The 14,948-nt window shown below is 43.6% G+C and carries 13 protein-coding genes; 6 read left to right on the top strand and 7 right to left on the bottom strand.

Features of this window, described 5'->3' with window-relative positions:
* Positions 1–3: 3 nt before the first annotated feature.
* Together JMY05_RS05100 and maiA are read right to left on the bottom strand one after the other, a co-directional pair.
* A complete protein-coding gene (locus JMY05_RS05100; protein WP_201614354.1) occupies positions 4–1,185 on the bottom strand; it encodes an acyl-CoA dehydrogenase family protein in 1,182 nt (393 codons plus the stop codon).
* A gap of 353 nt (positions 1,186–1,538) precedes the next feature.
* A complete protein-coding gene (gene maiA, locus JMY05_RS05095) occupies positions 1,539–2,186 on the bottom strand; it encodes a maleylacetoacetate isomerase (protein ID WP_201615356.1) in 648 nt (215 codons plus the stop codon).
* Positions 2,187–2,328: 142 nt separating this feature from the next.
* On the opposite strand from maiA, the gene JMY05_RS05090 reads away from it, so the two are divergent.
* Positions 2,329–3,216, top strand: a complete 888-nt coding sequence (locus JMY05_RS05090) for an IclR family transcriptional regulator (RefSeq protein WP_227678110.1) — start codon at positions 2,329–2,331, stop codon at positions 3,214–3,216.
* Between the two features lie 86 nt (positions 3,217–3,302).
* On the opposite strand, the gene JMY05_RS05085 is transcribed toward JMY05_RS05090, so the two are convergent.
* The 5 genes from JMY05_RS05085 to JMY05_RS05065 form a co-directional block, all read right to left on the bottom strand.
* Positions 3,303–4,355, bottom strand: coding sequence for a TRAP transporter substrate-binding protein (locus JMY05_RS05085; RefSeq protein ID WP_045447879.1), 1,053 nt, complete (start codon positions 4,353–4,355; stop codon positions 3,303–3,305).
* A gap of 146 nt (positions 4,356–4,501) precedes the next feature.
* Positions 4,502–5,077, bottom strand: coding sequence for a VOC family protein (locus JMY05_RS05080; protein ID WP_201614352.1), 576 nt, complete (start codon positions 5,075–5,077; stop codon positions 4,502–4,504).
* Positions 5,078–5,190: 113 nt separating this feature from the next.
* On the bottom strand, positions 5,191–6,492 hold the full coding sequence (gene fahA / locus JMY05_RS05075) for a fumarylacetoacetase (protein ID WP_413786566.1): 1,302 nt from the start codon (positions 6,490–6,492) through the stop codon (positions 5,191–5,193).
* 253 nt (positions 6,493–6,745) lie between these two features.
* Positions 6,746–7,942, bottom strand: coding sequence for an aromatic amino acid transaminase (locus tag JMY05_RS05070; RefSeq protein ID WP_045447876.1), 1,197 nt, complete (start codon positions 7,940–7,942; stop codon positions 6,746–6,748).
* A 165-nt stretch (positions 7,943–8,107) separates the two neighbouring features.
* Positions 8,108–9,037: a LysR family transcriptional regulator gene (locus JMY05_RS05065; protein WP_045447915.1), complete on the bottom strand. Its 930-nt coding sequence runs from the start codon at positions 9,035–9,037 to the stop codon at positions 8,108–8,110.
* A gap of 145 nt (positions 9,038–9,182) precedes the next feature.
* Here JMY05_RS05065 and hppD point away from each other — a divergent pair, with 145 nt between their 5' ends.
* The 5 genes from hppD (at position 9,183) to JMY05_RS05040 (ending at position 14,764) form a co-directional block, all read left to right on the top strand.
* Positions 9,183–10,283 (top strand): 4-hydroxyphenylpyruvate dioxygenase, encoded by a 1,101-nt coding sequence (gene hppD / locus JMY05_RS05060; RefSeq protein WP_045447873.1) that lies wholly within the window; start codon positions 9,183–9,185, stop codon positions 10,281–10,283.
* Positions 10,284–10,471: 188 nt separating this feature from the next.
* Entirely contained in the window at positions 10,472–11,425 is a 954-nt protein-coding gene (gene phhA / locus JMY05_RS05055; protein WP_265089050.1) for a phenylalanine 4-monooxygenase, read from the top strand.
* Positions 11,426–11,551: 126 nt separating this feature from the next.
* Positions 11,552–11,893 (top strand): 4a-hydroxytetrahydrobiopterin dehydratase, encoded by a 342-nt coding sequence (locus tag JMY05_RS05050; protein ID WP_045447865.1) that lies wholly within the window; start codon positions 11,552–11,554, stop codon positions 11,891–11,893.
* Positions 11,894–11,985: 92 nt separating this feature from the next.
* On the top strand, positions 11,986–13,374 hold the full coding sequence (gene nhaC, locus JMY05_RS05045) for a Na+/H+ antiporter NhaC (RefSeq protein ID WP_055124079.1): 1,389 nt from the start codon (positions 11,986–11,988) through the stop codon (positions 13,372–13,374).
* A gap of 625 nt (positions 13,375–13,999) precedes the next feature.
* Positions 14,000–14,764, top strand: coding sequence for an ABC transporter ATP-binding protein (locus JMY05_RS05040; RefSeq protein WP_045447912.1), 765 nt, complete (start codon positions 14,000–14,002; stop codon positions 14,762–14,764).
* Positions 14,765–14,948: the final 184 nt, after the last annotated feature.

Genomic DNA, 14,948 nt, shown 5'->3' with positions numbered 1-14,948 from the left:
ATTCTATACTCTGAACATGGCTGCATTTGGGGTCAATCCGACATAAGCCATGCCAGCTTGCTCCATCCAATGTGGCTGCATGATACCATGTTGTAAAATAGCATGAATGTCTCGATGCGCTCTTTCTATTCTATGTTTTTTATATAGCGAGACCGTACCAGCGACCGCATAAATCTCCGATACCATGGCTCTGGCTTCTCTCGCTGCCTCACAGGCTGCTGCCCACACATCAGCCAGCTGTATATCGGTAAAGGCATTCTGTTGCTGTGCTTCGTTCCATAATACCTCGACGCTATTGTGTAGTTGTGCGCGCCTAGACGCTAATAGTGTTTTGCTTTTAGCGATAGTCGCTTGTACTGCTGCACGATCACGCAAATCTGGGCTTTTGCCGGGCGTTACTTTCTCAAGGCAAATTTGGATTAACTCATCTGTCGCCGCTTTTAAGACACCCAGTGCCATCGCTGCACAGCCAGCGGCATTAATACAACCGATTGGTAGGCGGCTATATGCATTATCGATGGCGACAGGGCTATCAAAATCGACCGCATAACGCTCCTGCACAAACGCGTCTTTGATGACGATGTCGTGACTGCCTGTACCATTTAGCCCACCAACATGCCAAGTATCAATCACTTCCACATCTTTTTTTGGAATAAAGAACAGCTTTAAATTTGCACCCGGTCCAAGGGTGGTGGGTGAGCCTTCTGAGACTACCAAGCAGCGCAGTACAAACCAGTCTGCCAATTCACAACCTGATACTAATGTCCATTGACCTGAGACCGTATATCCTCCAGCGGTTTGTTTAGCAATCCCTTCAGGGCGTGCTGAGTTGGCATAGACATGAGAGGGGTCACTATATATCTCCTGCATGCTAGGCTCGTCTAAAAACCGCCCAAATGTGCAGGCCAGATGGTTATTCCAAACGATCCAAGCAACTGAAGCTTCAGCACTGGCCAGCGTCTCATAAACCTTTAACGTTTCCACAGGATTGCCTTGCCATCCTCCCAACGATTTTGGCAGTCCCATCCTAAATAGCGACAACTCTGACAGTTTTTTGACCACTATCGGTGCAATTTTTCTACAGGTTTCTGTTTCTTCTCTGGCGGATAGGGCTAAATCATAAATATCTTGAGCGGCATGGGATGGTAGAGCGTCTTTGTTATTTGATAAAGGTGTATAACTCATAATATCCAACCTTATTTTAATGAATAAAACAGTATGTTTATCTAAAATTAATTCTAAATTTGAGATATAACAACGCCTATACCAAGAATAGCCAACAGTTGACTGCTATACAACCAATAATTTGAATATATGGAATATTATATTGAGATAAAAAGTGGAAGTGATGATTCGATGAAATATTGAATGCTGTATTTGGCTTAAGAGTATCGATGCTTTGTCTATTTTCAGGCAGTCATTCGCTTTGATTGCTTTGTCTGAGCCCTGAGCCCAGAAATTATAAGGGCGTTTTGTTATTAAATTCTCTAATCATTTAATAGCAAAACACCCTTACTGAAAGCACCCTGTTTGATTATTTATTGAGACTTGGGCGCATCAGGCTGCATGCTAGGATCAGCGTCGGCAAATGCTTTGAGCGTACGGCAATGTGTGTCAATTTCGACGATATTGGGATAAGCACTTAAATCCACGTTAAAACGTCGCGCCGAAGAGACCTGAGGAATCAAATAGCAATCTGCAAAAGTAGGACTGTCACCGTAGCAAAATTTTCCACGGCTTTTGTCTTTTGCTAGTATTTTTTCTAACGCCGCAAAGCCCTCACTCATCCAACGGTTGCACCACGCCATGACTTTTTCTTCGTCTACCGTCAGCTCATTGCGTAGATATTGTAAGATACGGCGATTATTAATAGGATGAATATCACAACCAATCATAGCGCTAATGGCACGTACTTGCATACGTCCAGCCGCGTCTTTAGGCAATAGCGGGTTTTTAGGATGAACCTCTTCTAACCATTCTAAAATGGCTGGGCTTTGATATAGTAATAAATCATCAGTCTGTAAAACAGGCACTAATCCTTGTGGATTGAGTGATTTAAACGTATCTGCTAACTGCTCATCTTTTGCTAAATTGACCGAAATATAATCATAATCTAAGCCTTTGAGATTCATCGCGATACGAGTACGATACGAGGTGCTGCTGCGAAAGTAGCCATAAAGTGTCATCATTGTGAATTCCTTTTATTATGGTAGGTTGTGAATGAGATAAGCGGTTATAATTAATAATACGAAATGTATGTTATACAATTAAAGAACTCTTATGACGTTACCTCTTCATTTCAGTTTTTCATGAATATATTAGATTAATATGCCAAGTAAATTACTCATTGAGCAAAACATGCCAGCAGCTGAAAACCCTTTAGAAAATCCCGTGACAACCAATAAAAGTCAAAGTGGCGTCCAGTCACTGGAGATTGGCTTGTCGGTATTAGACGTTCTTATTGATCATAACGAGCCGATGATGCTAAAAGATATTGCGCAAGTGATGCAAATGCATCCAGCAAAGTGTCACCGCTATTTGGTCAGTCTTATTCGTAAAAACTATGCGCGTAAGCTTGATGATGGTCGCTACGGGCTAGGCGATAGGATTAACACATTGGCAGCATTGGGGCACTCTGGGTTTAGTCAAAACAATATTTTAGAGCGGCTAACGCACATCGCTAATGAAATCAAAGACACCCTGAATTGCGGTGTGCAGATTGCCAAATGGTTTAGCGAAGGTCCTATTATTATTCAGTCCGTTGAACCAGATAGTCCGATTAGTATTATCACTCGTATCGGTTCACGTATGCCGCTGACGACATCGGCGACGGGGCAATTATTTGCCAGTTATCAGCCAGATGCCGTCATTCAGCCATTGGTCACAGCTGAATGGCAGACAGACAATGAAGCAATAATCACAGAAAAATGGCAGAATTTCAGTCACTTGCAAGCCAAGATTCGTACCCAAGGCTATGCGACAGTGACGGGTGATATGCTCATGGGTATTAATGCCATTACGATTCCTGTCATAGTGCCGCCGTTTGTTAATAGCGCTGTTAATCTATCGGCTGTTAGTGGCAAAACTGCTAGCAAAGGACTACCACTAGAATACGCCATCACTATCATTGGAACGACACAGCAATTGCCTATGAGTGAGCAACACAACGTGGTTGAGCAAATTCTAGCAATCGCGCAGCGTTATCAAATTGCGTAGCTGGTATTTTTACTATATAAGTTTTAATCATATAAATTGACCGGCTATCGCGTAAAGGTTGAATATCATTTAATGATATTCAACCTTTAGACCATGCAGGCGCTACTTGCTGCTTTTGCTTTTTCGTATACATTATTAGCATCTAGACCAGTGGCATTGACTTCATCTAGATAGTGCTGCGAGCCTTCCATTAATGGACCTTTCCAGTCTGGGTCATTGAGTGGGTCAGGGATATCGATCATGATATCGCCTTTTTCTTTGGCTGCGGCCATTGCTTTGGCGTTACTGACGTCAAATACTTTGGAGACACGTGCTGCCATCTCGGCACCTGAATTATTATCAATTACTTTCTTGAGATCATCGGGCAAATTGTCGTATTTCTCTTTATTCATACTGATAACAAAAGTAGAGTTATAAAAAGGAATGTTGGTGTGCGTATTGATTAACTCATCAAAACTAAATGCTTGAATGGGCTGCCAAGTAAAACTAAGTCCGTCAATGACACCGCGTTGAAGGGAAGTATAAGTATCACTGGCAGGCATGCCAACGGGCGCCGCGCCAGTCGCTTCGATAATGTGACTGGCAACCGCAGAAGGTTGGCGAATACGCAAACCTTTCATATCAGCTGGCGTGCGAATAGGCTTATCTACAGTATGCAGCGCACCTTGCCCAGTGCCTATCAGCGCGAGCAGGTGAGTATCTTCGTACTCATTTTTAATGACACCATCATCATACAGTTTATGAAGTATGCAGCTCTGCTGCTGTGCAGTATTGGTGATACCTGGCAGCTCTACAATCTGCGTTAAAGGAAATCGCCCTGCTGTATATCCTTGCGCTTGCATACCAATATCAACAATACCTTTCGCGGTAGCATCATAGGTAGCGCCCGGTTTGCTAAGAGTAGCCGAAGGGTAGATCTCAATCTTTAAGCGGCCTTTTGATTCTTCTTCGATTTTCTTTGCCCATGGCTGCAATGCTTCGGTGTTTATGTTGTCATTGGCAGTCATAAAGTGTGAGAATCTTAGAGTAGTCACATCGCCTGTATCTACATCAGCGCTGACCGCTTGATCGTTATTGGAGCAGCCAGTCATCGCAATCGAGGCAGCGAAGAGTATTCCTAAAGGGGTTTTTATTTTCATCATTGAATCCTTTCATGATGGTTAGATATTGTTCGCTACCTAGGGCGTGTCATCAATTAGTATATTGATACATTCAATGGTCTTAAAATGATGGCACGCCCTAATTAATCATATAAAAAGAGATAGCAAACACAATAACAGGTCAATCACTCACCGACAGGCGCGACTTCTCTTGCTTCAGCCAGTTCCTCTGCATGTAAAAACTGGGTATGCGCCGGTGCGCGTTTGGTACGTGACCATTCTTCTAACATCTCATACTTCATGGCTTCAGTAATCATCGAGACTTTTTCTTCTGAGGTAATATCATCGTAGGTGAGTTCCATACGATGGCCGTTAGGATCAAAGAAATAGATAGAGTGGAAAATACCGTGATTGGTCACGCCGACCACATCAATACCATTTTCTTCTAAATGCTTTTTTGCTGCCATTAAGGCATCACGGTCTTTTACCTTCATGGCTAAGTGTTGCACCCAATTCGGGGTATTCGGATCAAAACCCATCTCAGGCTGATTGGGCACTTCAAAAAACGCCAATACGTTGCCATTACCAGCATCTAAAAAAACATGCATATAAGGATCAAAGGCTTTGGTCGAAGGCACGTGGTCTTCAGCGAATGCAAGGATGAAATCCATGTTTAGGTGTTTTTGATACCATTCAACGGTTTCTTTAGCGTCTTTGCAGCGATAGGCCACATGATGGATTTTTTCAATTTTAAAGCTCATATCAAACTCCTTTTGATAGGGAATGCAGTGAGTAATAGGCTGCCAGTACCGATTGACTATAGGTCGATGGTTGCTTGGCAGCTCAAAACAATAGTGCTCACATTTTTTCTAGACTATTTGTCAAAATCAAAGTTAAGCGCGGGCAGTACTTTGCCGCGTACTTCACCAAAGCCGACACGAATGCCGTCTTTTTCGCTATAGCCTTTCATGATCACTGTGTCACCATCTTCAATAAAACTGCGGGTCTCGCCGCCTTTTAAAGTGACAGGTTTGGTCGCATTCCAAGCAATCTCTAGCATCGAGCCATAAGAATCTGGTGTTGGTCCTGAAATCGTCCCTGAGCCCATCATATCGCCAACTTCCACTTTACAGCCAGTGATGGTGTGGTGGGTGAGCTGCTGCGCCATTGACCAATACATATGTTTGAAGTTGGTCTCACAAACCACAGTGGCGCTATCTGAGTTTTCAGGCAATAACTCAACTGATAGATGGATGTCATAGCTATTATTGCTGTCTTTTTCGTTTAGATAAGCCAATGGTTTTGGCTCTTGAATCGGGCATGCTGTTTTAAAAGGTGCCAACGCATCCATAGTCACAATCCAAGGCGAGACTTCAGAAGCAAAGGTTTTGGCATTAAATGGGCCTAAAGGCACGTATTCCCATTTTTGAATGTCACGGGCTGACCAGTCGTTGAGCAAAACCATGCCAAAAATATGCTCAAAGGCACTGTCTACTGCAATTGGTTGACCAATGCTATTACCTTTACCAACCACAAAAGCAGTCTCAAGCTCAAAATCTAAACGCTTACAGGCTGAGAAAATAGGGCGGTCGTCAGCGTTTGGCTTTAATTGACCAGAGGGGCGTATCACCTCAGTGCCACTGACGATGACGGTGCTGGCGCGTCCGTTATAGCCGACTGGCATTTCAGTCCAGTTAGGTAGTAGGGCGTTGTTTGGATCACGGAACATAGTGCCGACGTTGGTGGCGTGTTCTTTAGACGAATAGAAATCGGTAAAACCTGGGACGTGAACAGGCAGATGCATGGTGACGTCTGCTTGCTTCAACAATACCTTTTTCTGCAAGTCTTGATTATCACGCAAGGCGTCGCTGACACTAGATAGGAGGGTTTGGATGGTTGTGCGTGCTTGAGTCCAATTGTCTCGACCTGAGTCAATAAAAGCGTTTAGCGTTGGTTGATCAAAATATGGACCGCCCTCTAAGCTCAGTAAACCTTCTGCTTCGAGCACAGCCAAATCCAGTACGTACTCACCGATAGCCACACCAGCGCGGCGCTTATTATTATCAGCAGCGTCTTTGGCATCACTAAAAATACCGTAAGGCAGGTTATGAATGGAGAAGTCAGAATCAGCGGCGATATCGATAAAGGATGTGAGGGTGTTGTCAATCGTTGACATAGGTTGCTCCTTGCTAAAGCATATAATGAATTACGTTATAATTAACTACTTACGCATAATGTAATTTATCAAAGTGGAGATTGCAAGGGTTTTTGTGCAGTGTTTTCTTAAAATAGACGTGATACTAGGGACGTTGATGTTCTTTGGTAAAATAAATAGGAAAAACGCAGGACATAAAAAAAGGCTGAGCACTCGCTCAACCTTTTTATGAATCGCTATTACTGACTACCGCACCGCTTTAATGCGTGCTCACTCAGTCTTTCAAGACGTCTGCCATGGCATTGGCCACATAGTCGATGTTGCTGGTGTTCAGTCCAGCCACACACATACGTGAGTTGGAAACCATATAAATGCCAAACTCGCTTTGTAAGCGTTCGACTTGCTCAGGCGTTAGACCAGTAAAGCTAAACATGCCGTTTTGACGGGTAATATAGTCAAAGTTGCGGTTCGGGATTTTGGCTTCTAACACTGATTTTAGCTGTAAACGCATGGCTTTGATGCGGTCGCGCATCGCATAAACTTCGCCAACCCATTGCTTATGTAGTGCTTCGTCGTTCATAACGATATCGACCACACGACCACCATGTGATGGCGGGCTTGAGTAAATACGGCGTACGGTAGCATTCAGCTGACCGAAGACACGCTCTGTCTCGTCAATCGTTGGACAAACAACTGATAGACCGCCGACACGCTCACCATATAGCGATAAGTTTTTAGAGAATGAGTTGCTGACAAACAATGGCAAGCCCATATCGACAGCTTTACGAATCGCATAAGCATCGCTGTCCATGTCTTCGCCAAAGCCTTGGTAGGCAATATCCATAAATGGAATCAGTTCGCGCGCTTGAATGACGTTCAGCACGGTATCCCATTGCTCACGGGTCAAATCTAGACCTGTTGGATTGTGACAACAAGGATGCAGCAAGATCACATCATTTTTGTTCAGTGTCTCAAAAAACGCAATCATTTCATCGAACTTGATGCTGCTGTTGGCTTTGTCATAGTACGGGTATTTACCCACTTCGACGTCAGAGCCTTCAAAAATAGCAATGTGGTTGCCCCATGTTGGATCACTCACATAGCATTTAGATTGTGGGAACCATTCATGGATGAACTCAGCGCCAACTTTTAACGCGCCAGAACCGCCGATCGTAGCGATAGTAGCGACCAAACCGTCTTTTAAAATCTGTGCGTCTTTACCGAACAGTAATTCCTGACAGCCTTTACGATGTCCTGGTAAGCCTGCCATCGGCAGATATGGACGCGGCGCAATAGGATCGGCAATGCGTTCTTCGGCTGTTTTTACACAGTTAAGTACAGGCAATACACCATTTTCATCATAATAAATACCAATGCCTAAATTGACCTTTTTAGGATTGTTATCTGCTGTATATTTTTCCATCAGCCCTAAAATTGGATCACCAGCGTAATAGTCGATACGTTCAAACATGTTGTTTCCTTATGAAATATAAATCAAGCCGCCAAAAATCATAGAGCAAATTGACGGTTAACTCAATATGAGATTCAATTATCTTGCATAATTAATAAAATAGTTGATTGAAACCATTGTGTTTCAAGGCTTTTTAAGCACCGATCATGTCTGTATCAGCGATACTTAAGTATGCTGTAAGTCATTAAAATGACTGGAAAAATAGCTCTGCAAGAAGTCTTTGAAAGCAATGGTAGCAGGCGATAACGCACGAGAAGAACGCTGATAGATAAAAAATTGCCGCATTTTAACGGGTTGTGCCAGCGGCCTCATTTGTAAGCCGTTGGCGCTAACCCAGTCGATGACTTCGGGCATATAGGGCAAACATAAGGTAATGCCGAAGCCTTGACGGGTCATCTCAAGCGCGGTAGACATAAAATTGACCTTGTAACGTGCCTGTTGGATATGGCTGGCGATCCGGTCGTCCAATTCGGCTGTTACTTGTTCAATGAAAGGGCCTTGCAGCGTGATGAGCGGAATGTCTAATAAATCCTGCCACGTTATTTCATGTTTTTGTGCCAGCGCATGGTTGTCAGGCATCACCACACAAAATGGCAGCTGATATAACAAATCAGCATTGATGTCGTCCTCAGCCTCCATAAAACCAAGCTCAGTACCGACACCCAAGTCTACTTCAATGTCCTGAATATGTCTGAGTAAGTTTTCTGCCGAACAATCCAATAACGATACGCCAATCTCGGGGTGTTGTTTGGAGAATTGGGCGATGACCGCTGGCATAGAGGAGGCTGCAAACTGCGAGACAGCAAGCCGGACTTGACCTTGCGCCAAGCTCGTTAAACTGCTCGCCTCATTTTCAAACATCTGCATCTCATTCAAGATACGCCGTGCTTGCGGCAATAAATGCCGTCCTACTACCGACAACGACAGCTGGCGGGTAGTACGGTCGAACAGCACAATACCGAGACTGGACTCTAGCTCTTTAATCAAGCCGCTAACGGCAGATTGGGTCAAATGCATCTGATCGCTGGCACGGGTAAAACTGCCATTGTCAGCGACTTGGATAAAAGCGGTTAATTGGCGAATGCTGATATTCATAAGTAAACCTGATAAATAAATCATAAAAAACAATTAGTCTTATAAATAAACCTAATCTAATATAAATACATCGTCAATAAGAATTATTGATTGAAGACATTTTTTATCGCATTTTTACCACCAATTGAAATTAAGGATGATTACAATGGCAGATTTATTTGATAACCCAATGAGCCTAAATGGGTTTGATTTTGTTGAATTCGCCTCACCTCAACCGGATGCGGTCGACGCATTGTTCAAACAGCTTGGCTTTGCCCATGTCGCCAACCATCGCTCAAAAGATGTGGCGCTATACCGTCAAGGTGACATCAATCTTATTCTAAATCGTGAACCAAAAAGCGAAGCGAGCTATTTCGTTGAAGAGCATGGTGCTGGCGCTTGTAGCATGGGTTTTCGTGTGCAGAATTCCAAAAAAGCTTATGAGCGTGCCATCGAAATGGGCGCGCAGCCAGTAGACGTACCAACTGGTGTGATGGAGCTGCGCCTGCCTGCTATCAAGGGTATCGGTGGCTCACTGATTTATCTCATCGATCGTTATAAAGATGGTGAGTCTATTTATGACGTCGATTTCGAGTTTTTTGCTGATGTAGACCGTCGTCCTGTCGGGCATGGTTTTAAAGTTATCGACCATTTAACCCATAACGTTTACCGTGGTCGTATGGCCTATTGGGCAAACTTTTATGAGCGCATCTTTAACTTCCGCGAAATCCGCTTTTTTGACATCAAAGGTGAATATACGGGTTTGACCAGTAAAGCCATGACGGCGCCTGATGGCAAAATCCGTATTCCATTGAACGAAGAGTCAAAGCAGGGCGGCGGTCAAATCGAAGAATACTTGATGCATTTCAACGGTGAAGGTATTCAGCATATTGCTTTAGCCAGCGATGATTTGTTTGCCAGCATCGATAAATTAAAAGCAGCGGGTATCCCGCTTATGACCGCTCCAACCGCGACTTACTATGAAATGCTGAGTGAGCGTCTACCAAATCATGGTGAAAATGTCTCTGAGCTACAGATGCGCGGTATCTTGTTAGATGGCACCACTGAAGGCGGCACACCGCGTCTGCTGCTACAAATTTTCTCTGAAACTATCTTAGGTAGCCCTGTCTTCTTCGAGTTTATCCAGCGTAAAGGTGATTACGAAGATGGCTTTGGTGAAGGTAATTTTAAAGCCCTATTTGAATCCATTGAGCGCGATCAAGTCCGTCGTGGCACGGTTGGTCAGCCAGAAACTGAAACACCGTAAGCGCCTCTACATTTAGGGAAAAATCCATAAAATAAACGGGCAGGGCAAAAGGAGTTTGTCTTGTCCTTAATAACCACTGCGCTCTGTAATGCCGTGTGTTCAATGTGATGACTGAGCTATGGTTCAGTCATTATTGAAAACGAATAGCAAAAAATCAGAGCGCCAATGGCAATAAAAGGAATACAGGCATGGAACGCCTACCACATACGAATTCTGTTAATAAAGCTATCGGTGCCAACAGCGTTGCTTGCAAAACGCTAGGCACTGATGCTGCCAGTCACGATAATTCTGCTCATAAGCAGGATTCTATGCCTAAAAAAAAACCTTACGTGTCACATCAGCCAGATAGCCATGGTCATATTCACTATAGTGATGATGAAAATGGTATGTGGCAGGCATTGCTTGAGCGTCAAGCCGAGCAAATACCCAACCGTGCCTGCCCAGCCTATCTAGACGGTTTAAAAAAACTGAATTTGCCCGCTACGCGTATTCCGCAGCTGCAAGATATTGATGCAGTATTGCAAGCCACGACTGGCTGGCAAACTGCCGCTGTCCCTGCATTAATCAGTTTTGGTAAGTTTTTTAAATTGCTTGCCAATAAATCCTTTCCAGTGGCAACTTTTATCCGTCGATTTGATGATATGGACTATATCGAAGAGCCTGATATTTTTCATGAAATCGTTGGACATTGTCCGCTTTTGACCCATCCTGCCTTTGCGACGTTCAATGAAACTTATGGCAAGCTGGGTCTTAATGCCACTAAAGAAGAACGGTGGTTTTTGGCACGGCTCTATTGGTTTACCATCGAGTTTGGTTTGGTGGGACAAAATAAAGGCAGCCGCCGAATCTATGGCGGAGGCATCTTAAGCTCACCGTCTGAGACGGTTTATGCACTCAATGCTGGTTCTGAGCAGCAAGCAGAACCTCAGCATCAACCGCAAAATCAACCAGAGCATAGAGCGTTTGACTTACTTGATGTACTTCGTACCCCTTATCGTATCGATCATATCCAGCCGATTTATTATGTCATTGATGATTTGGATACATTATTTGATATCGTCAATAGCGATATCATGAGAATGGTCAAACAAGCCATGTCGCTAGGATTGTTTGAGCCTAGTTATGCGGTGAAAAACGCCTAACGTATGGTTGAGAAACACGGCATCATTTGAATGATGTAGCCGTAAACGACAGCGTCAACATGGACGTAACTGTATTAAACATAACAGTATTAAAAAAATGAATAGTTAACATAAAAGGATATTATAATGACGACATTATCACAAGCCAGCTGTGAGGCCTGCCGCATTGGCGCGCCAACGGTCAGCGACATCGAAACGCAAGAGCTATTACAGCAAATTCCAGATTGGTCATTGATCGAGGTTGATGGCATCAAGCAATTACAACGTCAATATAAATTCAAAAACTTTGTCAAGGCGATGGAGTTTGCTAACCAATTAGCAGACATTGCCGAGGCAGAAGGGCACCATCCTGGTATATTGGTAGAGTGGGGTAAAGCCACCGTAACGTGGTGGTCACACAGCATTAAAGGTCTGCATCGCAATGATTTTGTCATGGCAGCTAAGACCGATAGTCTGCTGGATCAATAATGAGGGTAGCAATCGCTATTGCAACTCATTAAACTTGTCCGACTCAAAGCCAACCCTAACGCCAGATTTGACTGGCAAGCTAAGGATGTGTGATGCCTCCAAAAATATTAACCCAAATTTCACCTCAACTGGCATTTATGATTTCTGCCATTGTCATCGCTATTATGGGCGTTACCATGATAGGTTTTGGCTGGGTACCGCATTTATCATTGATACTCGCTATTTGTGTCTTGCTGGGCATTGGTCTGTTTAAAGGCTTGACCTTTGATGACATGCAAGCGCAAATGGCATCGGGTGTCATGCGTGGTATCGGTGCGATCTATCTATTCTTCTTTATTGGTTTGATGGTCGCCGCTTTAATGATGTCTGGTGCTATTCCAACGCTGATGTATTTTGGTTTTCAGTTGATTTCACCAGAGTATTATTACATTTCAGCCTTTGTATTGACCTCCATTATTGGTATTGCCTTGGGCAGTAGTTTGACCACCGCGGCGACATTGGGCGTGGCTTTTATTGGTATGAGTAATGCCTTTGATGCTAACGTGGCGATTGCGGCTGGTGCGGTGGTCTCAGGGGCGTTTTTCGGTGATAAAATGTCGCCGTTATCAGACACCTGTACCATTGCTTCATCGGTGGTGGGTATTGATTTGTTTGAGCATATTCGCAATATGATGTATACCACGGTACCAGCGTGGATACTCACGGTCATTATTTTTTGGTTTTTCTCTGGGCAGACCGCAGGCTCTGACTTGAGTCAAGTAACCGTATTGCAAGGTCAGTTGATTGAAAGTGGCTTGGTACATGGTTATGCGGTATTGCCATTTGTGGTACTGGTTGGGTTGGCGGTTTTTCGTGTCAATGCCATCTATACGATTATCTGTACCATTGTGGCAGCATTGATTATTACTTATTTGCACAGCTCGCCGAGCTTTGGACAATTAGGCGGCTATTTATTTGCAGGCTATGCACCAGCTGAATCTTTAGAGCTGGGTGAAGTCGGTGGTATGCTATCGCGTGGCGGTGTGCAGAGTATGTTCTTCACTCAAGCGATTGTGATATTGGCACTCAGTCTTGGTGGCTTGCTCACAGCATTGGGTATTTTGCCAGCACTGTTATCAGGGATTAAAGACACATTGACCACATCAGGACGCGCCATATTTGCCGCTGCCATGTCTGCTCTGAGTATTAACGTGCTTATTGGCGAGCAGTATTTGAGTATTTTATTATCTGGTACTGCCTTTCGTCCGACGTTTGAGCGTTTGAATTTACATCCTAAAAATCTGTCTCGTACCATTGAAGATGCAGGTACGGTTATCAATCCTCTAGTGCCTTGGAGTGTGTGCGGCGTGTTTATCAGCCAAGCATTAGGCGTGCCTGTGCTTGATTATCTGCCTTATGCGTTCTTCTGTTATTTATCGCTGTTACTAACGATATTGTTTGGTTTTACGGGAATTACCATCAGCCGACTCAAGAGTCAGTGACCCGAAAAACTTTTGTCTCTAAACTCTGCATTAAAACGCTAGGGCTTGTGTCTTCTAAGACAACACAACAAGCCCTAGTTTTTATTTATACGCTTACAATTATCTAAGACAAGCTGATAGGTGTTGAGTACGATATACCAGATTTGCAGCTCGCTAAGTTGTGTAGTAGGCGCTGTACAGGGGATTAAAAACGTTTGTTCAAGAGATTGAGCAGACGTTTTTTTTGTGTCTTTTAATAATATTTGTACAGTCATCGCTTCGGCATAGATAGCCGTTACTGACGTTGGTATTCGACAGCTCTTCGGTGATTAAAGAAATAAAAAATACTAAAGAACCAATCAGCTTGTCTCAACTCATCGAAGTGTTCTTCATTGAGTTGAATAATGGTTTGTGCGAGTTCAAAAATGATTAAGGTGATAAAGCAGTCCGCTTGTATTTAAGGGTTACGTGTCACAGATAAAAGAAAATGGGTCGTATAGATACTTACAAGCAACAGCGAACGGGAATAAAAAGAATGATATTTTAAGTTAATGATAATTGTTTTTATTATCATTAACGAGTAAAATCAGTTTTTATTGGCTGTCCAATATAAACACAACGATTTAAATTAATGATGAGTACCGATATGTTACGTGTAAACCAATTGACCATCAGTCGCCAAGGAAATACCTTACTAGACAATGTAAGCTGTGAGATTGATAGCAACCAATTGGTCGCTTTGGTTGGACATAATGGTTCAGGAAAATCGACTTTAATCAAAGCGTTGGCAGGCGAGATGATGAGTAGTGGCGGTAGCATCAGCTTGGATGAGCGCCGTATCAGTGATTACAGTAGCAAAGCGCTGGCGCGACAAATGGCATATTTGCCACAGCAACTACCAGAAGCCGCTGGGTTTTCAGTACGTGAGCTGGTCATGCTAGGACGTTATCCGCATCAAAAATGGCTGCAAAAGCCCAACCAAATGGACAAAGATAAAGTAATAGAAGCCATGCGCATCACCCAAACAGAGGCGTTCGCTGACCGCATTACGGCCACGCTTTCAGGTGGTGAGCGTGCTCGCGTTTGGCTTGCTATGTGTCTGGCACAAGACACCAGATATTTATTACTTGATGAGCCATTAGCCGCGCTTGATATGCACTATCAGCTTGAAGTTATCCAGCTTATCCGTCGTTTGGTGGATGAGCAGGGCTTGAGTGTGGTTATTATTTTGCATGATATCAATTTGGCCGCGCAGTATGCCGATCGAGTTATCGCCTTAAAAAACGGCCGTATTTGCCATAATGGTGATATCGGCAGCACCATGCAACCGACAGTATTGCACAAGATTTTTAACGTCGATATGCAGCTGCTTAGTCATCCTATAACGGGGCAGCCAGTCGCCGTTGCCTAGTAGGGCATATCATCAATCTGAACGAAAATGAATAAGTAGGCTAAAAATGGTTAAGTTTTTATAACCATTTTTAAAATGAGGGCATGCCCTAGTATTTGCCTCATCTTTTTAATTTCTTATTTTCTCTTATTCGCGCAAAAGATAGGCCGCCATGTTTCCTGCTCTTTATAAATATCTGTTCTCT

Origin of the sequence: Psychrobacter sp. JCM 18902 (assembly GCF_904846615.1) — a bacterium.
In the GTDB taxonomy this organism is placed as follows: domain Bacteria; phylum Pseudomonadota; class Gammaproteobacteria; order Pseudomonadales; family Moraxellaceae; genus Psychrobacter.
Note: the sequence above shows the minus strand (reverse complement) of the source record. Positions and strands in the feature narration are given on the sequence as shown.

What these genes read in the sequence shown, in the direction of transcription:
- JMY05_RS05065 (WP_045447915.1), bottom strand. Translation starts at nt 9,037, where the DNA reads ATGAATATCAGCATTCGCCAATTAACCGCTTTTATCCAAGTCGCTGAC.
- hppD (WP_045447873.1), top strand. Translation starts at nt 9,183, where the DNA reads ATGGCAGATTTATTTGATAACCCAATGAGCCTAAATGGGTTTGATTTT.
- JMY05_RS05100 (WP_201614354.1), bottom strand. Translation starts at nt 1,185, where the DNA reads ATGAGTTATACACCTTTATCAAATAACAAAGACGCTCTACCATCCCAT.
- nhaC (WP_055124079.1), top strand. Translation starts at nt 11,986, where the DNA reads ATGCCTCCAAAAATATTAACCCAAATTTCACCTCAACTGGCATTTATG.
- JMY05_RS05070 (WP_045447876.1), bottom strand. Translation starts at nt 7,942, where the DNA reads ATGTTTGAACGTATCGACTATTACGCTGGTGATCCAATTTTAGGGCTG.
- JMY05_RS05040 (WP_045447912.1), top strand. Translation starts at nt 14,000, where the DNA reads ATGTTACGTGTAAACCAATTGACCATCAGTCGCCAAGGAAATACCTTA.
- fahA (WP_413786566.1), bottom strand. Translation starts at nt 6,492, where the DNA reads ATGTCAACGATTGACAACACCCTCACATCCTTTATCGATATCGCCGCT.
- JMY05_RS05080 (WP_201614352.1), bottom strand. Translation starts at nt 5,077, where the DNA reads ATGAGCTTTAAAATTGAAAAAATCCATCATGTGGCCTATCGCTGCAAA.
- JMY05_RS05085 (WP_045447879.1), bottom strand. Translation starts at nt 4,355, where the DNA reads ATGAAAATAAAAACCCCTTTAGGAATACTCTTCGCTGCCTCGATTGCG.
- phhA (WP_265089050.1), top strand. Translation starts at nt 10,472, where the DNA reads ATGGAACGCCTACCACATACGAATTCTGTTAATAAAGCTATCGGTGCC.
- JMY05_RS05090 (WP_227678110.1), top strand. Translation starts at nt 2,329, where the DNA reads ATGCCAAGTAAATTACTCATTGAGCAAAACATGCCAGCAGCTGAAAAC.
- maiA (WP_201615356.1), bottom strand. Translation starts at nt 2,186, where the DNA reads ATGACACTTTATGGCTACTTTCGCAGCAGCACCTCGTATCGTACTCGT.
- JMY05_RS05050 (WP_045447865.1), top strand. Translation starts at nt 11,552, where the DNA reads ATGACGACATTATCACAAGCCAGCTGTGAGGCCTGCCGCATTGGCGCG.